26 protein-coding genes and 1 riboswitch are annotated in these 22,728 nt (G+C 52.2%); of the genes, 21 read left to right on the top strand and 5 right to left on the bottom strand.

Annotated elements, in window-relative coordinates:
- Positions 1–8 precede the first annotated feature (8 nt).
- The 4 genes from cbiB to pduF form a co-directional block, all read right to left on the bottom strand.
- On the bottom strand, positions 9–968 hold the full coding sequence (gene cbiB, locus OGX97_RS20400) for an adenosylcobinamide-phosphate synthase CbiB (protein WP_048216004.1): 960 nt from the start codon (positions 966–968) through the stop codon (positions 9–11).
- Positions 965–2,344 carry a cobyrinate a,c-diamide synthase gene (locus OGX97_RS20405; protein ID WP_279850763.1) on the bottom strand — a complete coding sequence of 460 codons (1,380 nt, stop codon included), beginning with the start codon at positions 2,342–2,344 and terminating at the stop codon, positions 965–967. Before OGX97_RS20405 ends, cbiB begins: the two co-directional genes overlap by 4 nt.
- A gap of 88 nt (positions 2,345–2,432) precedes the next feature.
- A riboswitch (cobalamin riboswitch) is annotated at positions 2,433–2,607 on the bottom strand.
- A gap of 332 nt (positions 2,608–2,939) precedes the next feature.
- On the bottom strand, positions 2,940–3,851 hold the full coding sequence (gene pocR, locus OGX97_RS20410; RefSeq protein WP_003834122.1) for a transcriptional regulator PocR: 912 nt from the start codon (positions 3,849–3,851) through the stop codon (positions 2,940–2,942).
- A 203-nt stretch (positions 3,852–4,054) separates the two neighbouring features.
- Positions 4,055–4,864, bottom strand: coding sequence for a propanediol diffusion facilitator PduF (pduF, locus tag OGX97_RS20415; RefSeq protein ID WP_003030258.1), 810 nt, complete (start codon positions 4,862–4,864; stop codon positions 4,055–4,057).
- Positions 4,865–5,389: 525 nt separating this feature from the next.
- Between pduF and pduA the strand changes: the two genes are divergently transcribed.
- From pduA to OGX97_RS20520, 21 genes are all read left to right on the top strand, one after another.
- Positions 5,390–5,671, top strand: a complete 282-nt coding sequence (gene pduA, locus OGX97_RS20420; RefSeq protein ID WP_003030255.1) for a propanediol utilization microcompartment protein PduA — start codon at positions 5,390–5,392, stop codon at positions 5,669–5,671.
- Positions 5,671–6,483: a propanediol utilization microcompartment protein PduB gene (gene pduB, locus OGX97_RS20425; RefSeq protein WP_003834129.1), complete on the top strand. Its 813-nt coding sequence runs from the start codon at positions 5,671–5,673 to the stop codon at positions 6,481–6,483. Before pduA ends, pduB begins: the two co-directional genes overlap by 1 nt.
- Positions 6,484–6,501: 18 nt before the next feature.
- Positions 6,502–8,166: a propanediol dehydratase large subunit PduC gene (gene pduC / locus OGX97_RS20430; RefSeq protein WP_003030249.1), complete on the top strand. Its 1,665-nt coding sequence runs from the start codon at positions 6,502–6,504 to the stop codon at positions 8,164–8,166.
- A 10-nt stretch (positions 8,167–8,176) separates the two neighbouring features.
- Positions 8,177–8,851: a propanediol dehydratase medium subunit PduD gene (gene pduD / locus OGX97_RS20435; RefSeq protein ID WP_003834131.1), complete on the top strand. Its 675-nt coding sequence runs from the start codon at positions 8,177–8,179 to the stop codon at positions 8,849–8,851.
- 14 nt (positions 8,852–8,865) lie between these two features.
- The gene (pduE, locus tag OGX97_RS20440; RefSeq protein ID WP_003030243.1) at positions 8,866–9,384 is read left to right on the top strand and encodes a propanediol dehydratase small subunit PduE; all 519 of its coding nucleotides are present in this window, start codon (positions 8,866–8,868) and stop codon (positions 9,382–9,384) included.
- 15 nt (positions 9,385–9,399) lie between these two features.
- Positions 9,400–11,232 (top strand): diol dehydratase reactivase subunit alpha, encoded by a 1,833-nt coding sequence (locus OGX97_RS20445; protein ID WP_057067511.1) that lies wholly within the window; start codon positions 9,400–9,402, stop codon positions 11,230–11,232.
- Positions 11,222–11,572: a glycerol dehydratase reactivase beta/small subunit family protein gene (locus tag OGX97_RS20450; protein ID WP_003834139.1), complete on the top strand. Its 351-nt coding sequence runs from the start codon at positions 11,222–11,224 to the stop codon at positions 11,570–11,572. The genes OGX97_RS20445 and OGX97_RS20450 overlap by 11 nt, the downstream gene beginning before the upstream one ends.
- A gap of 19 nt (positions 11,573–11,591) precedes the next feature.
- The gene (gene pduJ, locus OGX97_RS20455; RefSeq protein WP_001057752.1) at positions 11,592–11,867 is read left to right on the top strand and encodes a propanediol utilization microcompartment protein PduJ; all 276 of its coding nucleotides are present in this window, start codon (positions 11,592–11,594) and stop codon (positions 11,865–11,867) included.
- Between the two features lie 24 nt (positions 11,868–11,891).
- Positions 11,892–12,356: a BMC domain-containing protein gene (locus OGX97_RS20460; RefSeq protein ID WP_048235096.1), complete on the top strand. Its 465-nt coding sequence runs from the start codon at positions 11,892–11,894 to the stop codon at positions 12,354–12,356.
- Positions 12,356–12,988, top strand: coding sequence for a phosphate propanoyltransferase (locus OGX97_RS20465; protein ID WP_008785145.1), 633 nt, complete (start codon positions 12,356–12,358; stop codon positions 12,986–12,988). Before OGX97_RS20460 ends, OGX97_RS20465 begins: the two co-directional genes overlap by 1 nt.
- Positions 12,985–13,476 (top strand): microcompartment protein PduM, encoded by a 492-nt coding sequence (gene pduM, locus OGX97_RS20470; protein WP_008785146.1) that lies wholly within the window; start codon positions 12,985–12,987, stop codon positions 13,474–13,476. Before OGX97_RS20465 ends, pduM begins: the two co-directional genes overlap by 4 nt.
- A 3-nt stretch (positions 13,477–13,479) precedes the next feature.
- Complete coding sequence (locus OGX97_RS20475; protein WP_003030211.1) at positions 13,480–13,755, top strand: EutN/CcmL family microcompartment protein; 276 nt, start codon at positions 13,480–13,482, stop codon at positions 13,753–13,755.
- Positions 13,756–13,763: 8 nt separating this feature from the next.
- Positions 13,764–14,771 carry a two-domain cob(I)yrinic acid a,c-diamide adenosyltransferase PduO gene (pduO, locus tag OGX97_RS20480; RefSeq protein ID WP_057067510.1) on the top strand — a complete coding sequence of 336 codons (1,008 nt, stop codon included), beginning with the start codon at positions 13,764–13,766 and terminating at the stop codon, positions 14,769–14,771.
- Positions 14,768–16,153, top strand: coding sequence for a CoA-acylating propionaldehyde dehydrogenase PduP (gene pduP / locus OGX97_RS20485; RefSeq protein ID WP_008785148.1), 1,386 nt, complete (start codon positions 14,768–14,770; stop codon positions 16,151–16,153). The genes pduO and pduP overlap by 4 nt, the downstream gene beginning before the upstream one ends.
- A 10-nt stretch (positions 16,154–16,163) precedes the next feature.
- Positions 16,164–17,276 carry a 1-propanol dehydrogenase PduQ gene (locus OGX97_RS20490; protein WP_279850762.1) on the top strand — a complete coding sequence of 371 codons (1,113 nt, stop codon included), beginning with the start codon at positions 16,164–16,166 and terminating at the stop codon, positions 17,274–17,276.
- Positions 17,273–18,628 (top strand): cobalamin reductase PduS, encoded by a 1,356-nt coding sequence (gene pduS, locus OGX97_RS20495; RefSeq protein WP_279850761.1) that lies wholly within the window; start codon positions 17,273–17,275, stop codon positions 18,626–18,628. The genes OGX97_RS20490 and pduS overlap by 4 nt, the downstream gene beginning before the upstream one ends.
- A 2-nt stretch (positions 18,629–18,630) precedes the next feature.
- Positions 18,631–19,185 carry a propanediol utilization microcompartment protein PduT gene (pduT, locus tag OGX97_RS20500; RefSeq protein WP_003030201.1) on the top strand — a complete coding sequence of 185 codons (555 nt, stop codon included), beginning with the start codon at positions 18,631–18,633 and terminating at the stop codon, positions 19,183–19,185.
- Positions 19,185–19,535 carry a propanediol utilization microcompartment protein PduU gene (pduU, locus tag OGX97_RS20505; protein WP_032939586.1) on the top strand — a complete coding sequence of 117 codons (351 nt, stop codon included), beginning with the start codon at positions 19,185–19,187 and terminating at the stop codon, positions 19,533–19,535. Before pduT ends, pduU begins: the two co-directional genes overlap by 1 nt.
- A 4-nt stretch (positions 19,536–19,539) precedes the next feature.
- On the top strand, positions 19,540–19,992 hold the full coding sequence (pduV, locus tag OGX97_RS20510) for a propanediol utilization protein PduV (RefSeq protein ID WP_125363437.1): 453 nt from the start codon (positions 19,540–19,542) through the stop codon (positions 19,990–19,992).
- Positions 19,977–21,191, top strand: a complete 1,215-nt coding sequence (locus tag OGX97_RS20515; protein ID WP_192465669.1) for an acetate/propionate family kinase — start codon at positions 19,977–19,979, stop codon at positions 21,189–21,191. Before pduV ends, OGX97_RS20515 begins: the two co-directional genes overlap by 16 nt.
- A 92-nt stretch (positions 21,192–21,283) precedes the next feature.
- Entirely contained in the window at positions 21,284–22,150 is an 867-nt protein-coding gene (locus OGX97_RS20520; protein WP_032943903.1) for a GHMP family kinase ATP-binding protein, read from the top strand.
- Positions 22,151–22,190: 40 nt separating this feature from the next.
- Here OGX97_RS20520 and OGX97_RS20525 read toward each other — a convergent pair whose 3' ends face one another.
- On the bottom strand, positions 22,191–22,526 hold the full coding sequence (locus tag OGX97_RS20525) for a DUF496 family protein (protein ID WP_003834176.1): 336 nt from the start codon (positions 22,524–22,526) through the stop codon (positions 22,191–22,193).
- Positions 22,527–22,728: the final 202 nt, after the last annotated feature.

Here is a 22,728-nt window from a genome sequence, read left to right on the forward strand (position 1 = left end):
TGTTGTCCTCAGGCTACACCGACCCACAGCCACCGCAGCGCAATAAACAGCGCCAGTGCCAGCGTCGATGCCACCCACATCAGTCGAATCGTATGGGAAATGTCGTCTACCGAAATGTCACGTTGAGCATCACCGATCCACGGTTTCTCAACGCGCTCGCCAAAGTAGTCATTAGGACCACCCAGCCGAATGCCTAATGCCCCGGCTACGGATGCCTCTGACCATGCACAGTTTGGGCTGCTGTGGTTGTAGCGATCGCGCCAGCCAATCTGTAAAGCTCGCGAGCCGTCTTTACGACATAAAAATGCCGCCACGCCCAGCAACAGCCAGCTCAGTCTTGCAGGAATAAAGTTCGCGACATCGTCCAGACGCGCGCTGACCATACCAATAGCGCGGTATTTTTCATGTTTGTAGCCCACCATGGAGTCAAGGGTGTTTACCGCTTTGTAGGCCATCGCCAGGGGCGCACCGCCGAGGAGGAGAAAGAACAACGGCGCGATAATGCCGTCTACGGTGTTTTCAGCCACGGTTTCCACCACCGCGCGATTGATCTGCTGCGGTTGCAGCTGTGAGGTATCACGCCCCACAATCCATGACAATTTCTCCCGACTCTGAGCAAGGTCACCGGCACGTAGAGGACGTTCGACATCCTGCGCGGCCTTTGCCAGGCAGCGCCCGGCCAGCACGGTAAAGATCATCCATACCTCTACCACCCAACCCAACCAGGGATGAATAGATTCTGCCAGTGCCAGCACGCCCCAGGACACCGCCCAGGTCAGACCAACCACCACAATCCACATCACCGCGCCGCCGATGCGCAGCGCACGGTCGCTATGGCAATAACGCCGAATAACTCGCTGCACGGCAGAAATCAGATTGCCAATCCAGCGCACCGGATGCGGCCAGTTCTGCGGATCGCCGATGATAAAATCAAGCAGCCAGGCAACACACCACGCAAGGATCGTCATAGCGCACTCCTCGCAGCTGCCAGCCAATGGTTAAGCATCTGCGGACGTTGAGCAAAATGAACGTGTAGATAGCTGGCGAAGGTGTTTCCGACCTGCCAGCCGCCGGACCAGGCTTGCAGCGTTTTACCATCGCGCACTTTGCGACAGTTCATTACCGCTGGCGTTTCAGGGGTAAAATCGGAGTAGTGGAATTCATGTCCGCGCAGCACTTCGCCTTCTGCAGCTAACAATGTTTGCTGCGCGGCCTGCGCTTCGCAATAGCCAAATCGGGTCAGACGTTTCCCCATTTTGCTGTGGCCGGGAATGATATCCGCCATCAGCCAGGTATCGCCGTTGCTGTCCTCAAGCGAACTGCCGAGATACATCAGCCCGCCGCACTCTGCATAAATCGCGACGCCACGTTGATGTGCCTCTCGCAGTTGATTCAGCATCGAGACATTGCGAGCCAGCGCCGCAGCGTGTAGCTCAGGATATCCGCCACCTAACCAGATCATCTGACAGTCCGGTAAACAGGTGTCGTGCAACGGGCTAAAACGGACAACTTTAAGCCCCGTACGTTCCAGCAGCGTAATGTTGTCCGGGTAGTAGAAGTTGAAGGCTTCGTCATCGGCAATGGCAACCGTTAGCCCTGCTCCGGCGTCTGCGGCAGGAAGCGCGGGCCATTCGCCAGCAGGAAGATTGGTTGACTGGCTTAATGTCAGAAGCGCGTCGATATCAAGGGTTTGCTCCAGTGTCGCGGCAAAAGCCTGCCACGGTTGCTGATTGATAACCGACTCACGTGCGGTTACTAAACCCAGATGACGTTCGGGAAGGGCAACGCCCTCCATACGGGGTACGTAGCCCAAGACGGGTACATCGCAGTAACGTTCGATTGCGACTTTCAGTAACTGGTAATGCGTTTCGCTGTTAACCCGATTAACAATAACCCCGGCGATGTTCAGGGTGGGATCAAAATGCTGAAAACCCATTACCGTTGCGGCGATTGAAGTGGAAACGGCTTTGCCATCAACCAGTAAGATGACCGAACAGCCTAACTGTTTAGCCATCGCGGCGGTACTGCAGTAGTTTGGGTCAGTACCATAGCCGTCATACAGCCCCATCACACCTTCAATAACGGCGATATCCGCATGTTGCATCTGCTCGTTGAATAGAGCGTTCAGCGTGGGGACGGGAAGCATGAAGCTATCAAGATTGCGGGAAGCGGTACCGCATACCGCTGTATGCCAGCCGGTATCAAGGTAATCAGGACCCACTTTGCAAGGCTGGACGCGCAAACCGCGTTTTTTCAACAAGCTCAACAAGCCCAGCGTCACCGTGGTTTTACCACAGCCGCTTCCGGTACCTGCAAGAACAAATGCGTGAAAATTGGCCGCCATACCCTGATCCTGTTCAGGGTGGTAGGGGTGTAGAGATACCCAGTCTCTCGACTGTATGCATCTGAACCACCCACTTCCCACCGAAGTTGTTGGTAGTCACTGACAGGCAGGTCTTCTGGCTTAGCGTCATCCTCACCCGTCCTTCCCAATCTTGCGATCAGTGGTCCATACGGGGTCGTCAGCATCACAGCAGCGGGGGCTGCGGGGGATTCTCACCCCCTTCCCTACCACAAATGTGGCAAACCTGTCAGTTCAAGAGCCTGGTTAATTAAGCTCTCTGTTATGAGGTAAATTCACGACCTCATGACAATAATTCAATTTAATATCTTTCCGAGTTCATTCAGCCAATTTTCTGGCCTTAACCCACTTATTCATACGTTCACTTTTTGAATGAAAGTATCAGCTAAGAATAAAGAAAGTCATTCACACAGACACTGTATCTCATCACAAAAATAAAAACTGGTGCAGTTTATCCCTCTAATACCATTATTTTGTTGCGCTATGACAATTTATTGACTGCTGTTGTCACATTTCATTTTATAATGACTAACATAGCGCCCGATATCAAAAATCGGCAATAGCAAAATATTGCTATTTAAGCGGATTCACCACGTGAAATGACATTTATTTGCTGGCGAAATGCCTGCGGCGTAACCTGATAGGTCTGGCGGAAAACTTTGCAAAAATAACTTGTTTGCGAAAAGCCTAAATTACGCGCAATGCTGGCTATGCTCCAGTCACTGTGACAAAGCAGCTCTTTGGCACTGGCCATTCTTTGCTGGTTTACCCATGCGTTAAAACCAATACCCTGATATTTTTTGAACAATTTGCTGAAATAGTACGGGCTAAGGAAAACATGAGAGGCAACATCTTCCAGACGTAGATCGTCTGATAAATGTGCATCAATATAGCGCAGGGCTTTTTTCATTTTACTGTCATGAGGGTTGGTACTACGGTTAGCGCGTACCGGCTCTGACTGCTGCGGGTTATCTTTGATAACAACAAAATTAAGTTGTTTCTTAAGGCAATTTTCGACGATGAGCTTGAGTAAATCCGCTGAAGCAATGACGCGAGAATAGTCCATTTCAGGTACATTACGGAACTCGTTGACCAGCTCTGGATCGGCTTGCCAGCGGTCATCGACGTTCAGAATATCAACGAGGCCTACATCGTTACTTAAGCGTACTTGTCCACAAAGCACGAACCCTACCAGGTGTCCCGCGATGACCAGCGGAATTGAGAAATCGGTAAGCCCGGCATGGCAGCGATAAATGCAGGGTTGATCGGATTTAGAGGCTTCCAACCCTCCACAGCGGTCGCTCATACGACAACGCGTACTATGCTGAGGATGCTGGCGCATCAACTGGCAAAAAGGAGTGAAATTAAAAAGCTCAGAAATTTCATCACCGTGAATATTGACAACCACAACAGCCAGACTGGTGGCCTGTGCAAAATCCTGTGCGATTTTATTAATGAGTTCTGAGTTCAGGGCACTCGCAGAAATCATGATAAAACCTCTCAGTTAATTTATTGTTATAAATAAAACATATTATTCACACATTCATTTTCATCTCGCGATCCAGCGCTCTGATGAAAGTCAGCATTGAACATAACAAAAGTCTCCCATTGTTGGGAGACTTTTTAAGCCGTTCAGGAAACCGGATCACGAAAACAGTTTTTACCTTTCAATAATAAACATCTTTCGTGAAGCTAGCTCTCGTTTTCCTCCAACTTACACGAATTACACGGTAAATTTTTGCCAATAAAATAACGATAAATTGCTGCGCCCGCACAGGCGCCGATGATGGGTGCCACAATCGGCACGATGAAATAAGGGATATCGCGCCCCCCGGTCATCGCAACATCTCCCCACCCGGCCATCCAGGCAAACAATTTAGGACCAAAGTCACGTGCCGGGTTCATCGCAAAGCCGGTAAGTGGACCGGTTGATGCGCCGATAACAGCAACCAGAATACCAATCAGCAGTGGTGCTAACGGGCCTTTGGGAACACCGTTACCGTCGTCCGTTAGCGCCATAATCATCCCCATCAGAATGGAGGTAATCACCACTTCGACCAGTGCGGCCTGCCAGACACTCAGTGCGGCGGCAGGATACGTACTAAAAATGCTGGCAAGTTGCAGGCTTTCCAGACTACCGCGTACCATTTGATGGGCTGATTCATACTCAATAAATAAGCTGCCGTACAACAAATAGGCCAGCATAGCGCCACCAAAGGCCCCCGCTATCTGAGCGACAGAATAAGGTAGTACCTTACGACCCGGAAAACAGGCAAACAACCAAAGTGCGATGGTAATAGCGGGATTGAGATGGGCCCCAGAAATCCCGGCTGTCAGGTAAACTGCAAGCGAGATCCCCAAGCCCCATATGATGCAGATCTCCCACAATCCCAAACTGGCACCCGCGACCTTCAGGGCGCTCAGGCACCCAATACCAAAAAACAAAAATAGCCCGGTCCCCAAAAACTCAGCAATACATTGCGCTCTTAGTGAATCGTTCATTGTGACACCTTCTAAGCAGAGTTCGTGTCTTTACCAGCGGACTCCTTGCTGGCAGGAAGATTACTTCAAGGCTTACTATAAAAATCTGTATCGGCAAATTGTTGGCAATCTGCAAGCGACATGCCCTTAAAAATCGTGTTGTGATAGCAAATTCTTGCTATCACCTTTATTAAAGCAGGCGGTAAAACGAGGATTTACCCTATTAAAAGTACATTTTCAAAATAATAAAATATTGCGAAAAGCAGAATTCTATTTTCAAACGATCATCACAATTTCATTTTTCTCGCATAGCAAATGATATTTAAACTGTCACTCGGAAAAGTGTAAATATGGAATTAACATAACCAAATAGTCACATTACCAAAACTAAAAATAACCAACAAAAACAAATTGTTATGATGACATATAGCAATTTTATCTCACCATAACCCCACTATTTTTTCACTCTTACTTTCAACTCAGCCATTCTTTTTCCTCGCTTCTTTTTATAGTCATGAAAATCGGGACAACCCAGGCGAGGTCTTTATGCAACAAGAAGCGTTAGGAATGGTAGAAACCAAAGGCTTAACTGCAGCCATAGAGGCCGCAGATGCAATGGTGAAGTCAGCCAATGTAATGCTGGTCGGCTACGAAAAAATTGGTTCGGGGCTGGTAACAGTCATTGTCCGTGGCGATGTCGGCGCAGTCAAAGCAGCAACAGATGCAGGTGCCGCCGCAGCCCGTAATGTGGGAGAAGTGAAAGCCGTACACGTCATCCCACGCCCGCATACCGATGTAGAAAAAATCTTACCGAAGGGAATTAGCTAATGAGCAGCAATGAGCTGGTTGAACAGATCATGGCGCAGGTGATTGCTCGCGTGGCAACGCCGGAACAGCAGGCTATCCCTGAAAATAATCCTCCAACACGAGAAACGGCTATGGCAGAGAAAAGCTGCAGTTTAACGGAGTTTGTCGGTACCGCGATTGGCGACACCGTCGGTCTGGTAATCGCCAACGTAGACAGCGCCCTACTGGACGCGATGAAACTTGAAAAACGGTATCGCTCCATTGGCATCCTTGGCGCCCGTACTGGCGCAGGCCCGCACATCATGGCCGCCGATGAAGCGGTAAAAGCCACCAATACTGAAGTCGTCAGTATTGAGTTACCACGTGATACCAAAGGCGGCGCAGGTCATGGTTCGCTGATTATTCTTGGCGGCAACGATGTTTCCGACGTGAAACGCGGCATTGAAGTCGCACTGAAAGAACTGGATCGCACCTTTGGCGATGTTTATGCCAACGAAGCCGGGCACATCGAAATGCAGTACACCGCACGCGCCAGCTACGCGCTGGAAAAAGCCTTTGGCGCACCGATTGGCCGTGCCTGTGGCGTTATCGTCGGCGCGCCAGCATCCGTTGGTGTCCTGATGGCCGATACGGCCCTGAAATCCGCCAACGTGGAAGTTGTGGCCTACAGCTCCCCTGCCCATGGCACCAGCTTCAGTAACGAAGCCATTCTGGTTATTTCGGGTGACTCTGGCGCTGTTCGTCAGGCCGTTATCTCCGCCCGTGAAATCGGTAAAACCGTACTCGGGACCCTCGGCTCAGAGCCGAAAAACGATCGTCCGTCCTACATCTGATATCAGTGAGGCTGATTCATGAGATCGAAAAGATTTGAAGCACTGGCGAAGCGCCCTGTGAATCAGGATGGTTTCGTTAAGGAGTGGATCGAAGAAGGCTTCATTGCGATGGAAAGCCCGAACGACCCCAAACCGTCGATTAAAATCGTCAACGGTACAGTCACTGAACTGGACGGTAAATCCGCCAGTGAATTTGACTTAATCGACCATTTCATTGCCCGCTATGGCATTAACCTGGCGCGCGCTGAAGAGGTCATGGCGATGGACTCGGTCAAACTGGCCAATATGCTTTGCGACCCTAACGTGAAGCGCAAAGACATTGTGCCGCTGACCACCGCAATGACGCCGGCAAAAATTGTCGAAGTGGTGTCCCATATGAACGTCGTTGAGATGATGATGGCGATGCAGAAAATGCGTGCTCGTCGTACACCCTCTCAACAAGCGCACGTCACTAACGTCAAAGATAACCCGGTGCAGATTGCCGCTGATGCCGCTGAAGGCGCATGGCGCGGGTTTGACGAACAGGAAACAACCGTTGCCGTTGCACGTTATGCGCCATTTAACGCCATTGCGCTGTTAGTCGGCTCACAGGTTGGACGCCCGGGCGTATTAACCCAGTGCTCGCTGGAAGAAGCTACCGAACTTAAACTCGGCATGCTAGGCCACACCTGCTACGCGGAAACCATCTCCGTCTATGGTACTGAACCCGTCTTTACCGACGGCGATGACACGCCATGGTCGAAAGGCTTCCTCGCCTCGTCCTATGCTTCCCGTGGTCTGAAAATGCGCTTTACCTCCGGCTCTGGCTCAGAAGTTCAAATGGGTTACGCCGAAGGCAAATCAATGCTTTATCTGGAAGCCCGCTGCATTTACATCACCAAAGCTGCGGGTGTACAGGGCCTGCAAAACGGTTCAGTAAGCTGCATCGGTGTCCCTTCCGCCGTGCCGTCAGGCATTCGTGCAGTGTTGGCTGAAAACCTGATTTGTTCCTCTCTGGATCTGGAATGCGCCTCCAGCAACGACCAAACCTTTACCCACTCGGATATGCGTCGTACTGCGCGCCTGCTGATGCAGTTCCTGCCGGGTACTGACTTCATTTCTTCTGGTTATTCCGCGGTGCCGAACTACGACAACATGTTTGCGGGTTCGAACGAAGATGCTGAAGATTTTGACGACTACAACGTTCTCCAGCGTGACCTGAAAGTAGACGGTGGTCTGCGCCCGGTTCGCGAAGAAGATGTTATCGCCATTCGTAACAAAGCGGCACGTGCGCTGCAGGCCGTCTTTGCCGGGATGGGATTACCACCAATCACTGATGAAGAAGTGGAAGCTGCGACCTACGCCCACGGTTCGAAAGATATGCCGGAACGTAACATCGTTGAAGACATCAAGTTTGCACAAGAGATCATCAATAAAAACCGTAACGGTCTGGAAGTGGTGAAAGCCCTTGCTCAGGGCGGATTTACCGATGTCGCTCAGGACATGCTCAACATCCAGAAAGCCAAGTTAACCGGGGATTACCTGCATACCTCCGCCATTATCGTTGGCGACGGACAGGTGCTATCCGCTGTCAATGATGTTAACGACTACGCCGGTCCGGCAACAGGTTATCGCCTGCAGGGCGAACGCTGGGAAGAAATCAAAAACATCCCTGGCGCACTTGATCCCAACGAGCTTGGCTAAGGGGTGAAAAATGGAAATTAATGAAAAACTACTGCGCCAGATAATTGAAGATGTGTTGTCTGAAATGCAGACCAGCGACAAACCCGTCTCTTTCCGCGCATCTACAGCGGCAAGCGCACCTCAGGCTGCGGCGACACAGGGAGACAGCTTTCTGACCGAGATTGGTGAAGCCAAACAAGGCCAGCAACAGGACGAAGTGATTATTGCCGTAGGGCCGGCGTTCGGGCTCTCGCAAACCGTCAATATCGTAGGTATCCCGCATAAGAATATCTTGCGCGAAGTGATTGCCGGTATTGAAGAAGAAGGCATTAAAGCGCGCGTTATCCGCTGCTTTAAATCCTCCGATGTGGCGTTTGTCGCCGTTGAGGGGAACCGTCTGAGCGGTTCCGGGATCTCTATCGGCATCCAGTCAAAAGGTACCACGGTTATCCACCAGCAGGGGTTACCGCCGCTTTCAAACCTGGAGCTGTTCCCTCAGGCACCGCTTCTGACGCTGGAAACCTATCGTCAGATCGGTAAAAACGCCGCGCGTTATGCCAAGCGTGAATCTCCGCAACCGGTCCCTACTCTGAATGACCAGATGGCCCGTCCTAAGTACCAGGCGAAATCAGCCATTCTGCACATTAAAGAGACCAAATACGTTGTGACAGGCAAAAACCCGCAGGAACTGCGCGTGGCGCTTTGATAAAGGATACCTCCATGAATACCGACGCAATTGAATCGATGGTTCGGGATGTGTTGAGCCGGATGAACAGCCTGCAAGGCGAGTCTGCGACTCCGCCCGCGGCGAGTTCATCAGCACATACCGCGAAAGTCACGGATTACCCTCTCGCGAATAAACATCCTGAGTGGGTAAAAACTGCGACCAACAAAACGCTGGACGACTTCACGCTTGAAAATGTTCTGAGCAACAAAGTGACCGCGCAGGACATGCGCATCACCCCTGAAACACTGCGCCTGCAGGCGGAAATCGCCAAAGATGCCGGACGTGACAGGCTGGCGATGAACTTCGAGCGTGCAGCCGAGCTAACCGCTGTTCCTGACGATCGCATTCTTGAGATCTACAACGCGCTGCGCCCGTACCGCTCAACAAAAGATGAGCTGATGGCTATCGCCGACGATCTCGAAAATCGTTATCAGGCAAAAATCTGTGCAGCTTTCGTTCGTGAAGCGGCAGCGCTGTACGTTGAGCGTAAAAAACTCAAAGGCGACGACTAACTCAGGGAAAGGATCATGCGATATATAGCTGGCATTGACATAGGCAACTCATCAACGGAGGTCGCTCTGGCTACTCTGGATGAGTCTGGCGTACTGAGCATCACCGGCAGCGCGCTGGCAGAAACCACCGGAATTAAGGGCACATTACGTAATGTGTTTGGCATTCAGGAGGCCCTTACGCTGGCGGCAAAAAACGCCAGTATCAATGTCAGCGATATTTCGCTCATCCGTATTAACGAAGCCACCCCGGTCATTGGCGACGTGGCGATGGAAACAATAACCGAAACCATCATCACTGAATCCACCATGATCGGCCATAACCCTAAAACACCGGGCGGCGTCGGGTTAGGCGTGGGCGTCACTATTACGCCGGAAGACCTTCTCAGTCGCCCGGCGGATACGCCCTATATTCTGGTGGTGTCATCGGCATTTGATTTCGCCGATGTCGCTACGATGATTAATGCCTCCGTCCGTGCTGGATACCAGTTGACTGGCGTTATTTTGCAGCAGGACGACGGAGTGTTGGTCAGTAATCGTCTGACTCATCCCCTGCCCATCGTCGATGAAGTCCTTCATATCGACCGTATCCCGTTGGGGATGCTGGCTGCCATTGAGGTCGCTGTACCAGGAAAGGTCATTGAAACCCTTTCTAACCCCTACGGCATTGCAACTGTCTTTGGCCTCAATGCCGATGAGACTAAAAACATTGTTCCGATGGCACGGGCGCTGATCGGCAACCGTTCAGCCGTGGTGGTGAAAACGCCGTCAGGTGATGTGAAAGCGCGAGCGATTCCTGCCGGAAATCTGGAGCTACAGTCTCAGGGTCGTACCGTACGGGTCGACGTTGCCGCGGGCGCCGAAGCGATTATGAAAGCGGTTGGTGAATGCCCGAAACTGGATAACGTTACCGGAGAAGCTGGCACCAATATTGGCGGCATGCTGGAGCATGTGCGCCAGACGATGGCTGAATTAACCAACAAACCCAGTCATGAAATTTTTATTCAGGACCTGCTGGCGGTCGATACCTCGGTTCCCGTCAGTGTGACGGGTGGACTTGCCGGTGAGTTCTCGCTGGAGCAGGCTGTCGGCATAGCCTCCATGGTGAAATCAGACCGCCTGCAAATGGCGATGATTGCCCAGGAGATCAAGCAAAAGTTCAACATTGACGTCCAGGTTGGCGGGGCCGAAGCCGAAGCTGCCATTCTGGGAGCCTTAACAACTCCGGGCACAACACGACCACTGGCTATTCTGGATCTCGGCGCGGGTTCAACCGACGCTTCTATCATCAATCCTAAGGGCGAAATTATTGCCACGCACCTGGCAGGCGCAGGCGATATGGTCACGATGATCATTGCCCGTGAACTGGGTCTGGATGACCGTTACCTCGCTGAAGAGATTAAAAAGTATCCGTTGGCGAAAGTTGAGAGCTTGTTCCACCTTCGCCACGAAGACGGCAGCGTTCAGTTCTTCCCTACGCCACTCCCACCAACGGTTTTTGCGCGCGTGTGCGTAGTGAAACCCGATGAACTGGTGCCACTGCCTGGTGAACTGGCGCTGGAGAAAGTACGGGCCATTCGTCGAAGCGCCAAGGAGCGCGTTTTCGTTACTAACGCACTCAGAGCGCTACGTCAGGTCAGTCCGACCGGGAACATTCGGGATATTCCCTTTGTGGTGCTGGTTGGCGGCTCATCTCTGGATTTTGAAGTTCCACAGCTGGTCACCGATGCTCTGGCGCATTATCGACTGGTTGCCGGGCGCGGCAACATTCGTGGTACCGAAGGTCCGCGCAATGCGGTTGCGACAGGACTGATTCTCTCCTGGCATAAGGCATTCGCTCATGGAAAGTAATCTCACCACCCCAGCCATCGTTATCTTTACCAGTGCTGACTGTGCTGACGTCTGGAATGACGTACTGCTGGGTATTGAAGAAGAAGGGATCCCCTTTGTAATTCAGGAGAGTAGCTCAACTGACGTTATCCACAACGCATGGTTGGCCGCCTGCCAGTCTCCATTGCTGGTCGGTATTGGCTGTAGCCGCGAAAAACTGGTCGTGCACTACAAAAACTTACCCACATCAGCACCACTTTTTACGCTGACGTATCAACAAAATAGCCACGATCGCCGCAGCATTGGTAACAACGCTGCGCGGCTGGTTAAAGGCATTCCGTTCCGGGAATGCCACTCATAACCCACAGGAGAAAAGCAGTATGAATAACGCACTGGGACTGGTTGAAACAAAAGGGCTTGTCGGCGCTATTGAAGCCGCTGATGCCATGGTGAAATCCGCAAACGTGCAGTTGGTTGGTTACGAAAAAATCGGCTCTGGCCTTATCACCGTTATGGTTCGCGGTGATGTCGGCGCAGTGAAAGCAGCCGTAGATGCTGGAAGCGCAGCCGCAAGCGCCGTTGGTGAGGTGAAATCCTGCCACGTTATCCCGCGTCCGCACAGCGACGTTGAAGCCATTTTACCTAAATCCGCATAAGTCGTTGCAACCAAGGAGCACAGCGTGAAGCAATCACTGGGATTACTTGAAGTTAGTGGTCTGGCATTAGCCATCAGTTGCGCGGACGTCATGGCGAAAGCCGCCTCCATCACGCTGGTGGGCCTCGAAAAAACCAACGGCTCAGGCTGGACGGTGATCAAGATAATCGGGGATGTGGCCTCCGTCCAGGCGGCCATTTCCACCGGTGTCAGTTTCGCTGACCAGCGAGATGGACTGGTGGCTCACAAAGTCATTTCCAGACCCGGGGATGGGATCCTGTCGCATAGCGTTGTCCTGGAGCCTGAGCCAACGCCCGAACCCATACCAGCCGTAGCGCATGAAGAGATATTTGTAGACCATGATGTACCCGAAGCACCGCAAGATGCAGAGTTGATTAGCTGCAATTTGTGTCTTGATCCTGCCTGCCCTCGCCAAAAAGGCGAGCCGCGCACGCTTTGTCTTCACTCTGGCAAACGAGGTGAAGCGTAATGGATAAACAGCAACTGGAGACCACTGTCGCTAAGGTTCTGGATGAAATGCGCGAGCGCCCGATTCCGCTGGGGATCTCTAATCGTCATATTCATCTGTGCGCTGAAGATTACGGTCGCTTGTTTCCCAATCACCCCATTAGTGAGAAAAAAGGGCTGTTGCAGCCAGGACAATATGCAGCAGAGCAGACTGTCACGCTGGTGGGGCCAAAAGGCCAGTTAAAAAATGTGCGTTTACTCGGCCCGCTGCGCAGTACCAGCCAGGTCGAAATTTCTCGTACCGACGCCCGCACGTTGGGAATTGCTGCTCCGCTGCGGATGTCGGGCAATATTCAGGGCACACCCGGTGTTCGTCTCGTCAGCCCATTTGCTGAACTGGACTTAGCATCTGGGGTGATCGTCGCCCAACGGCATATCCATATGTCGCCGCTCGATGCTCTGATTCTGCGGGTTTCCCATGGTGATAAAGTCTCGGTCGCCATTAATGGCGATGAACGTCGACTGATTTTCGATAACGTCGCCGTACGCGTTTCGCCGGATATGCGCCTCGAAATGCATATTGATACAGACGAAGCCAATGCTGCAGGCGCTGATAATCCCCAGGCATTCGCCACACTGGTGACCTCACGATGAACAACGAACTGCTGCAACGCATTATCGAGGAGGTTGTTTCCCGATTAAAAAAACGCGCGGAAAGCACGCTCACTCTTAGCGTCGCGCAGTTACGGGAAATCGATTCACGGACAGTATGCTGCCAGTACTCGTCGCTCCATCTCCAGCAAGTGGATCTGCCATTACTGGAACAAATTGCCGAAGGCTGCCCAGCCAACATGTCGGTGGGAAAGATTCACGACGCGCTGGCATGCGGAGTCCGCGTGAAAATTTCACTACAACACCGATTGTTACCCGCAATCCCCGTGAAAAAACTCGCACGTCTGCCGCTGGAGTTCAATGACGAACGGGGACGAATCATCTTTTTGCATCCTGAGAAGCTTCTCAGCTATGCCGACGTCGCCCAATTAAGGGATGGCGTACTGGTGTTGCGCCGTCGGTGTGTTGTGACGGCTCTGGCTCAGGAAGCTGTCAGTCTGCGAAATGTCCAACTAATTAAGCAGGAGTGAGCTATGCATCTGGCCCGGGTTACAGGCGTTGTGGTTTCCACGCAAAAATCCCCATCACTGGTGGGAAAAAAACTGTTGCTGGTACGTCGGGTAAGTGCTGACGGAGAGCTTCCTGCATCCCCTGTGAGTGGAGATGAAGTCGCTGTTGATTCTGTCGGCGCAGGGACCGGCGAACTGGTATTACTCAGCAGCGGATCCAGCGCCAGACACGTTTTTTCTGGCCCTAATGAGGCCATCGATCTGGCTATCGTCGGCATTGTCGACACGCTTTCTCGTTAGGAGGAACTATGGCGATTTATACCCGCACTGGTGATGCCGGAACAACAGCCCTCTTTACCGGACAGCGCGTGAGCAAAACGCATCCACGCGTGGAAGCCTACGGTACGCTGGACGAACTGAATGCGGCGCTAAGTCTGTGCGTTTGTGCAGCGAAAACCCCGCAGCACCGGCAGTTACTTGAAAATATCCAGCTGCAGCTTTTTTGGTTCAGCGCCGAACTGGCAAGCGAAAGCGAAGAACCAACGCCAGAGCAGCGCTACATCAGCTCAGAAGAAATTGCGGCACTGGAAGCTGCCATCGATACCGCAATGGGAAGAGTACCGCCCCTGCGCAGCTTTATTCTACCTGGCCGCAGCGAAGCCGCCAGCCGACTGCACTTTGCCCGTACGCTGGCACGCCGCGCAGAGAGACGACTGGTCGAGCTCTCCACCGATATATCCGTCAGACACGTGCTGATGCGTTATATCAATCGCCTGTCCGACTGCTTATATGCGCTTGCACGAGCAGAAGATCATGACGCCCATCAAAACGACATCATTCAGAAAGTGGCTGAGCGCTATCTCGCTGCCGTTCAAGCACCAGCCATAAAGGAGCCGACTATGTCTCTGTCTTTTCAGGAGCTCCACCAACTCACTCGCGCTGCGGTGACGAGAGCAGAAGAACTTCAGGTTCCGGTCGTCATTAGCATTGTTGATGCCAACGGAACCCAAATGGTGGCCTGGCGCATGCCTGACGCTTTACTCGTGAGTAGCGAACTGGCACCCAAAAAAGCCTGGACTGCCGTGGCGATGAAAACCGCCACACATGAGCTGACATCGGCAGTGCAACCCGGCGCTGCGCTTTACGGTCTGGAAAGCCATATGCAGGGAAAAGTCGTCACCTTCGGTGGCGGATACGCATTATGGCGTGAGGGTTTACTCCTCGGGGGTCTTGGCATCAGCGGAGGAAGCGTTGAACAGGATATGGACATTGCAGAAACGGCCATTGCGGCGATTAACGTGAGAACACATCAATGAATACTTCAGAACTTGAAACCCTTATTCGTAACATTTTGAGTGAGCAACTCGCCCCGGCAAAAGCAGAAGTTCAGGGTAACGGTATTTTTCCGTCCGTTGGCGAAGCTATCGATGCAGCGCATCAGGCTTTTCTGCGTTACCAGCAATGTCCATTGAAAACCCGCAGCGCCATCATAAACGCCCTACGCGAAGAACTGACGCCTCATCTTGCTTCACTGGCCGCTGAGAGCGCAGCTGAAACAGGAATGGGCAACAAAGAGGATAAGTTCCTTAAAAATAAAGCCGCGCTGGACAACACTCCAGGAATCGAAGATCTCACTACCACGGCGTTAACCGGTGACGGCGGCATGGTGTTATTCGAGTATTCCCCATTTGGCGTGATTGGTTCTGTCGCCCCCAGTACTAACCCGACAGAGACCATTATTAACAACAGCATCAGCATGCTGGCGGCAGGGAATAGCGTTTACTTCAGTCCGCATCCGGGTGCCAAAAAGGTTTCACTCAAGCTGATTGCCATGATTGAAGATATTGCTTTCCGTTGCTGCGGAATTCGTAATCTTGTCGTTACGGTCACAGAACCCACCTTTGAGGCTACCCAGCAGATGATGGCGCACCCTAAAATCGCAGTTCTCGCGATTACCGGTGGCCCAGGCATTGTTGCTATGGGCATGAAAAGCGGGAAAAAAGTCATCGGCGCAGGCGCAGGAAATCCACCCTGCATTGTTGATGAAACGGCCGACCTGGTTAAGGCGGCAGAGGATATCATCAATGGCGCATCCTTTGATTACAACCTCCCCTGCATCGCTGAGAAGAGCCTGATTGTTGTTGATGCCGTTGCCGAACGACTGGTTCAACAGATGCAGTCTTTTGGTGCGATGCTTCTCAATAGCGAAGAGGTAGACAAACTGCGCGCTGTCTGTCTACCAGAAGGCATAGCCAATAAAAAACTGGTGGGTAAAAGCCCGGCAACCTTACTGGAAGCAGCAGGAATACCGGTTCCGGCAAAAGTACCTCGATTACTGACAGGCATCGTCAAGGCTGACGACCCGTGGGTTACCAGCGAGCAATTGATGCCAATGCTCCCCGTCGTAACGGTGAGCGATTTTGACAGTGCATTAACGTTGGCCCTGAAAGTTGAAGAGGGATTGCATCACACCGCCATTATGCATTCGCAAAATGTGTCACGTTTGAACCTTGCCGCGCGCACGCTTCAGACCTCCATCTTTGTGAAAAATGGCCCCTCTTACGCCGGGATCGGCGTTGGTGGTGAAGGTTTTACAACCTTCACTATTGCGACGCCAACCGGTGAAGGAACAACATCTGCGCGCACTTTCGCACGCTCTCGTCGTTGCGTGCTGACAAACGGTTTTTCTATTCGCTAATGGGGCCGTTATGAAAAGCTTTTCACTGCAAACTCGATTGTACAGCGGCCAGGGAAGTCTGGATGTGCTCAAGCGCTTCACGAATAAGCATATCTGGATTATCTGCGATGGTTTTCTCGCGCGTTCTCCCCTGATTGAAAAGCTGCGCAACGCTCTGCCAGCGGATAACCGCATCAGCATTTTCAGCGATATCACCCCCGATCCCACCATCGGCACGGTAGTTCAAGGGATTGCACAAATGCAGTCCCTACAACCAGACGTCGTGATGGGTTTTGGTGGCGGCTCAGCACTGGACGCCGCAAAAGCCATCGCCTGGTTCAGCCGACAGTTCGGTATTGAAATTGAAACCTGTGTCGCAATTCCCACCACCAGCGGCACAGGCTCCGAGGTAACCAGTGCCTGCGTGATTAGCGATCCGGATAAAGGCATTAAATATCCATTGTTTAATAATGCACTTTACCCGGACATGGCCATCCTTGATCCAACGTTGGTTGTCAGCGTACCACCTGCCATCACCGCGAATACCGGCATGGACGTGTTAACGCATGCACTGGAGGCTTACGTGTCCACGAAGGCCAGCGACTTCACAGACGCACTGGCTGAAAAAGCGGCTCAAATCGTCTTCCAGTACCTGCCTGTCGCCGTCAGCAAAGGCGACTGTCTGGCAACGCGGGGGAAAATGCACAATGCATCAACGCTCGCGGGAATGGCATTTAGTCAGGCTGGACTGGGGATCAATCATGCGATTGCCCATCAATTGGGTGGTCAGTTTCATCTGCCGCATGGACTTGCCAATGCGCTGCTGCTGACCCATGTCATTTATTTTAATGCCCGCGATCCGCGAGCTGCGAAGCGCTATGCCCGTTTTGCTAAAGCCTGCCATTTATGCCCGGATAATGCGAACGATACGGCTGCGCTGAATGCGCTCATTCATCAAATTGAGCTTCTCAAAAAACAGTGTGCGTTACCTTCTTTCGTTGACGCGCTTAAAGACGGAAAGCAAGTCTGGTCACAACGTATCCCATCGATGGTTCAGGCCGCGCTGGCTGACGTCACGCTGCAAACCAATCCTCGTGTTGCCGATGCCAGTGCCATGCAGGAACTGCTTGAGGAATTATTATGAAGACAGCCATGACGGCAGAGTCCACGCTTTATGATGCACAGACCATTCGCGAACGCGTTCGCGCAGCGGGTGTTGTCGGAGCCGGAGGCGCAGGCTTTCCTACTCACGTAAAATTACAGGCGCAGGTCGATACCTTTCTGGTCAATGCGGCTGAATGTGAGCCAATGCTGAAAGTTGACCAGCAGTTGATGGCCGTCCAGGCTGAGCGACTTATCCGCGGCGTTCAATATGCCATGACGGCGACGGGAGCCAGTGCCGGAATTATTGCGCTCAAGGAGAAATACCAAGGTGCTATCAATGCATTAACCCCCCTTCTACCTGCCGGGATCCGCTTACATATTTTGCCTGATGTCTACCCGGCTGGTGACGAGGTTCTGACCATCTGGATGGCAACAGGTCGGAGAGTTCCGCCTGCCGCGCTGCCGGTCAGCGTCGGTGTGGTGGTCAATAACGTTCAGACCGTGCTCAACATCGCCAGAGCAGTTGAGCAGCAGTACCCCGTTACGCGTCGCACCCTGACCGTTAACGGTGCAGTCGCCAGTCCCATCACACTCACTGTCCCTATCGGAATGTCTTTACGTGACGTTCTGGCGCTGACCGGTGGCGCAACCGTTGACGATCCCGGCTTTATTAACGGTGGTCCGATGATGGGCGGCCTGATTACTTCACTGGATACCCCCGTAAGCAAGACCACCGGGGGCCTGCTGGTTTTGCCTAAGTCTCATGCGTTAATTCAGCGGCGGATGCAGGATGAACGCACCGTGCTTTCTGTAGCAAAAACCGTTTGCGAGCAGTGCCGTTTGTGTACGGATTTGTGCCCAAGGCATTTGATCGGCCATGAATTATCCCCGCACCTGTTGGTTCGTGCGGTTAATTATCAGCAGGCGGCCACACCACAGCTGCTGCTCACCGCCCTGACCTGTTCAGAATGCAATGTGTGTGAAAGCGTAGCCTGCCCGGTTGGGATTTCACCGATGCGCATCAACCGTATGCTGAAACGCGAGCTGCGGGCGCTCAACCATCGTTATGAAGGGCCGCTAAATCCTGAGGATGAAATGGCGAAATACCGGTTGATCCCGGTTAAGCGCCTTATTACCAAACTGGGTCTTAGCGACTGGTATCACGATGCGCCACTGGCTGAGAATGATTATTCCACAGATAAAACGACGCTGTTGTTACGCCAGCATATTGGTGCCAGCGCCATCCCATGTGTAGAACAAGGCGAACGCGTTGTTCGCGGTCAATGCGTTGCCGATGTGCCGTCCGGTGCATTAGGTGCGCCTGTTCACGCCAGCATTGACGGTATTGTCAGCGAAATCACTGAGCAATCTATCACGGTAATTAGAGGTTAATCATGTCTCAGGCTATAGGGATTTTAGAACTCACCAGCATTGCCAAAGGGATGGAAGCTGGTGATGCCATGTTAAAAAGCGCGAATGTGAATTTACTGGTCAGCAAGACCATCTGCCCGGGAAAATTTCTACTCATGCTCGGTGGTGACGTAGGTGCCGTACAACAGGCGATTGCCACTGGAACATCTCTTGCTGGCGATATGCTCGTTGACAGTCTGGTACTCCCCAACATTCATGCCAGCGTACTCCCCGCAATCAGCGGACTAAACAGCGTGGATAAGCGTCAGGCTGTTGGTATTGTCGAAACATGGAGCGTTGCTGCCTGCATCTGCGCCGCCGACCGGGCGGTTAAAGCCTCCAACGTCACGCTGGTACGCGTCCATATGGCATTTGGTATTGGCGGCAAGTGCTACATGGTCGTTGCTGGCGATGTATCCGATGTGAATAACGCAGTGACGGTTGCCAGTGAAAGTGCGGGTGAAAAAGGCCTGCTGGTTTACCGCTCGGTCATACCTCGCCCGCATGAAAGCATGTGGCGACAAATGGTGGAGGGATAATGGAAAGACAACCCACCACGGATCGAATGATTCAGGAATATGTACCTGGCAAACAGGTCACGCTGGCGCATCTTATTGCTAATCCAGGTAAAGATTTGTTCAAGAAGCTGGGATTACAGGATTCAGTATCCGCAATCGGGATTTTGACGATAACCCCCAGCGAAGCCTCAATTATCGCCTGCGATATCGCCACGAAATCCGGGGCGGTAGAGATTGGTTTTCTCGACAGGTTTACCGGTGCGGTGGTTCTGACGGGTGATGTTTCCGCCGTTGAGTACGCGCTGAAACAGGTAACCCGAACGCTGGGCGAAATGATGCGTTTTACCGCGTGTCCCATCACTCGGACGTAATCTCATGAAACGTATCATGCTAATTGGCCCCAGCCAGTGCGGTAAAACATCGCTCACACAGTGCATGCGGGGAGAAGCGCTTCACTACCAGAAAACTCAGGCCATAGTCTGGTCTCCTACGACAATAGACACACCGGGTGAATATCTTGAGAACCGCTGCCTGTACAGTGCGCTGCTGGTCAGCGCCTGTGAAGCAGACATTATTGCGCTGGTACTCAATGCTGACGCGCCGTGGTCACCATTTTCTCCCGGTTTTACCGGACCAATGAACCGACCCGTTATTGGCCTCGTTACCAAAGCCGATTTAGCCAATCCGCAGCGTATTTCTCTTGTGGAGAGTTGGTTAGTTCAGGCTGGTGCGCAAAAAGTATTTGTCACCAGCGCGCTGGAGAATACTGGGGTCGATGAGATGTTCATTTTTCTGAATGCAAAGGAACCTTCATGTCTCACAAAATAATGGCCATTAATGCAGGTAGTTCCTCGCTTAAATTTCAACTACTTGCGATGCCGCAGGGTGAAATGATCTGTCAGGGGTTGATTGAACGTATCGGTTTGTCTGATGCGCAGGTCACCCTAAAAACACCAGCGCAGAAATGGCAGGAGACTTTGCCCGTAGCCGATCACCGTGAAGCCGTAACGTTGCTCCTGGAAAAACTGCTCAACCACCACATTATCAGCAGTCTGGAAGAGATCGACGGCGTGGGCCATCGCGTCGCGCACGGCGGGGAATCCTTTAAAGACTCTGCGCTGGTAACTGATGAAACGCTCGCAGAAATCGAGCGACTCGCGGAACTGGCCCCTCTGCATAACCCGGTAAATGCGTTGGGGATCGCGGTATTCCGCCAGCTATTGCCCAAAACACCAGCCGTTGCGGTGTTCGACACCGCCTTTCATCAAACGCTTGATGAGCCTTCTTTCATCTATCCCCTGCCCTGGCGTTACTATGCAGAGTTGGGTATTCGTCGCTATGGTTTTCATGGTACCAGCCACAAATACGTTAGCTCACAGCTTGCTGAAAAACTGGGTGTACCACTCAGCGCCCTGCGCGTTGTTTGTTGTCATCTGGGCAACGGCAGCAGCATCTGCGCCATCAAAGGCGGACAATCGGTGAATACGTCAATGGGCTTTACGCCGCAGTCTGGCGTGATGATGGGCACGCGAAGTGGCGATATCGATCCGTCCATTTTACCGTGGATTGCCCTGCGAGAAGGCAAAACACCGCAGCAGCTCAACCAATTGCTCAACAATGAGTCCGGATTGCTCGGTGTTTCTGGCATCTCCCCTGACTACCGCGACGTTGAACATGCCGCAGATACGGGCAATCACCAGGCGGCGCTGGCGTTGACGCTTTTTGCTGAGCGCATTCGTGCCACCATTGGTAGCTATATTATGCAGATGGGCGGTCTGGATGCCCTGGTGTTTACCGGTGGTATTGGCGAAAACTCCGCACGGGCGCGCGCTGCGATTTGTCGTAATCTGAATTTCCTGGGGCTGGCCGTTGATGAGGAAAAAAATCAGCGTAATGCCACCTTCATTCAGACGGAAAATGCGATGGTCAAAGTGGCGGTGATTAATACCAATGAAGAGCTGATGATTGCGCAAGACGTTATGCGTTTAGCGATATCTGAAACTGTGACATTGGGCATTCCTGCATAATACTGCCGCACCGCAAATTGCGGCAAATCATGGTAATAGCGCGATCGCCATGACACTATGCGCCGAAGATTTCTGATCACATAGGTGAAGACGTGGCTGTTGCGCAATGTCCCGCATCGTGCGGAGAACTTATCCAGGGCTGGATTCTGGGCAGTGAGAAATTGGTCTCCTGCCCGGTTGAATGGTATAGCACCGTTGAGGTCACTTCAGGTTCACCGCTGACAGATGAACGTCCACTTTCGCGGGCGATGGTTGAGAGGTTATTGCTGCACTGGCAATACCCGGCACAAATGAGTCAGGATATTCGAATTGATGTCCAGTCAACCATTCCTGTCGCTAAAGGGATGGCCAGCAGCACAGCGGATATCGCCGCCACGGCAATCGCCACGGCGCAGTATCTGGGTCATCAGCTAGACGAATCCACTCTGGCGCAGCTTTGCGTTTCGCTGGAACCTACCGACAGCACCGTTTTCCGCCAGCTTACGCTGTTCGATCATAACGACGCCTCCACGCAAATTGCCTGTGAAGCCCAGCCTCAACTCGATCTGCTGGTTCTCGAAAGTCCGGAAACCTTGCTTACTGCTGATTATCACCGTACTCCACGCCAGTCAGGGTTACTGGCAGGCGCTCCAGCGCTGAAACGCGCATGGGAAAAGGTACAGGAAGCCTGTATCAGTCAAAATCCTTATCGGATGGGTGAAGCCGCCACGCTGAGCGCGATCGCCAGCCAGTTGCTGTTACCTAAACCAAATTTTGATTCACTTTTAGCGCTGGTAGAAGAATGTGATTTATACGGTGTCAACGTTGCGCACAGTGGCAGCGTAGTCGGTCTGATGCTCGACAGAAAGCGTCATGATGTGGACTACATTAAATGGATGCTGAAGCAGAAAAAATTGACGGAACACTGGCCGGAACAGCATTTGTTGCGGATGGTAACTGGCGGGGTCGAACTGCAATAAGGGCCGCCGCTAAGCAGCGACCCGGACAAGCATAAAATCGTTACTCGGCTTTCGCTTCGCCGTTTTTCACTTCGCCCATCGCTTTCAGCTTTTTAGAGATGTCGCGGCGCTCTTTAGAGATCTCAGCGTTTTTGATGATGTAATCATCAACACGATCTTCATAATCGCTTTTCATGCTGGCGATAATGCCCTGAATCGCTTCCACGCTCATTCCAGGCTTGATGTAGTCGCTCAGGTTGTCCAGCAGCAGAACACGTTTCTGGTTGTCACGGATCTTTTTCTCAACGTCCTGGATTTCACGTTGCAGTTTGTTTTTACGACGGAACAGACGAACAAATTCCAGCACGTCCTGGAAAGAAGGCTTGGTAGTTTCCATTTTTACACCCCTGATAATGTGAGATTCGGATTCGTTAAAACAACGGCTAAAGTGGGTCAACATTACTTTCATGCCCGCCATACTTCAAGTTGCATCTGCATCGACCATGCATGGTTGAAACCTGAATTATCGAGGGTAAAGCCATTGCAGTTACCAATGGTTTTAGCCTTTTTCAGTATCATACCTCTATTCGTTGCTGAAT

Origin of the sequence: Citrobacter sp. Cpo061 (assembly GCF_030332845.1) — a bacterium.
Classification (GTDB): Bacteria; Pseudomonadota; Gammaproteobacteria; order Enterobacterales; family Enterobacteriaceae; genus Citrobacter; species Citrobacter portucalensis.

What these genes read in the sequence shown, in the direction of transcription:
- cbiB (WP_048216004.1), bottom strand. Translation starts at nt 968, where the DNA reads ATGACGATCCTTGCGTGGTGTGTTGCCTGGCTGCTTGATTTTATCATC.
- OGX97_RS20405 (WP_279850763.1), bottom strand. Translation starts at nt 2,344, where the DNA reads ATGGCGGCCAATTTTCACGCATTTGTTCTTGCAGGTACCGGAAGCGGC.
- pocR (WP_003834122.1), bottom strand. Translation starts at nt 3,851, where the DNA reads ATGATTTCTGCGAGTGCCCTGAACTCAGAACTCATTAATAAAATCGCA.
- pduF (WP_003030258.1), bottom strand. Translation starts at nt 4,864, where the DNA reads ATGAACGATTCACTAAGAGCGCAATGTATTGCTGAGTTTTTGGGGACC.
- pduA (WP_003030255.1), top strand. Translation starts at nt 5,390, where the DNA reads ATGCAACAAGAAGCGTTAGGAATGGTAGAAACCAAAGGCTTAACTGCA.
- pduB (WP_003834129.1), top strand. Translation starts at nt 5,671, where the DNA reads ATGAGCAGCAATGAGCTGGTTGAACAGATCATGGCGCAGGTGATTGCT.
- pduC (WP_003030249.1), top strand. Translation starts at nt 6,502, where the DNA reads ATGAGATCGAAAAGATTTGAAGCACTGGCGAAGCGCCCTGTGAATCAG.
- pduD (WP_003834131.1), top strand. Translation starts at nt 8,177, where the DNA reads ATGGAAATTAATGAAAAACTACTGCGCCAGATAATTGAAGATGTGTTG.
- pduE (WP_003030243.1), top strand. Translation starts at nt 8,866, where the DNA reads ATGAATACCGACGCAATTGAATCGATGGTTCGGGATGTGTTGAGCCGG.
- OGX97_RS20445 (WP_057067511.1), top strand. Translation starts at nt 9,400, where the DNA reads ATGCGATATATAGCTGGCATTGACATAGGCAACTCATCAACGGAGGTC.
- OGX97_RS20450 (WP_003834139.1), top strand. Translation starts at nt 11,222, where the DNA reads ATGGAAAGTAATCTCACCACCCCAGCCATCGTTATCTTTACCAGTGCT.
- pduJ (WP_001057752.1), top strand. Translation starts at nt 11,592, where the DNA reads ATGAATAACGCACTGGGACTGGTTGAAACAAAAGGGCTTGTCGGCGCT.
- OGX97_RS20465 (WP_008785145.1), top strand. Translation starts at nt 12,356, where the DNA reads ATGGATAAACAGCAACTGGAGACCACTGTCGCTAAGGTTCTGGATGAA.
- pduM (WP_008785146.1), top strand. Translation starts at nt 12,985, where the DNA reads ATGAACAACGAACTGCTGCAACGCATTATCGAGGAGGTTGTTTCCCGA.
- OGX97_RS20475 (WP_003030211.1), top strand. Translation starts at nt 13,480, where the DNA reads ATGCATCTGGCCCGGGTTACAGGCGTTGTGGTTTCCACGCAAAAATCC.
- pduO (WP_057067510.1), top strand. Translation starts at nt 13,764, where the DNA reads ATGGCGATTTATACCCGCACTGGTGATGCCGGAACAACAGCCCTCTTT.
- pduP (WP_008785148.1), top strand. Translation starts at nt 14,768, where the DNA reads ATGAATACTTCAGAACTTGAAACCCTTATTCGTAACATTTTGAGTGAG.
- OGX97_RS20490 (WP_279850762.1), top strand. Translation starts at nt 16,164, where the DNA reads ATGAAAAGCTTTTCACTGCAAACTCGATTGTACAGCGGCCAGGGAAGT.
- pduS (WP_279850761.1), top strand. Translation starts at nt 17,273, where the DNA reads ATGAAGACAGCCATGACGGCAGAGTCCACGCTTTATGATGCACAGACC.
- pduT (WP_003030201.1), top strand. Translation starts at nt 18,631, where the DNA reads ATGTCTCAGGCTATAGGGATTTTAGAACTCACCAGCATTGCCAAAGGG.
- pduU (WP_032939586.1), top strand. Translation starts at nt 19,185, where the DNA reads ATGGAAAGACAACCCACCACGGATCGAATGATTCAGGAATATGTACCT.
- pduV (WP_125363437.1), top strand. Translation starts at nt 19,540, where the DNA reads ATGAAACGTATCATGCTAATTGGCCCCAGCCAGTGCGGTAAAACATCG.
- OGX97_RS20515 (WP_192465669.1), top strand. Translation starts at nt 19,977, where the DNA reads ATGTCTCACAAAATAATGGCCATTAATGCAGGTAGTTCCTCGCTTAAA.
- OGX97_RS20525 (WP_003834176.1), bottom strand. Translation starts at nt 22,526, where the DNA reads ATGGAAACTACCAAGCCTTCTTTCCAGGACGTGCTGGAATTTGTTCGT.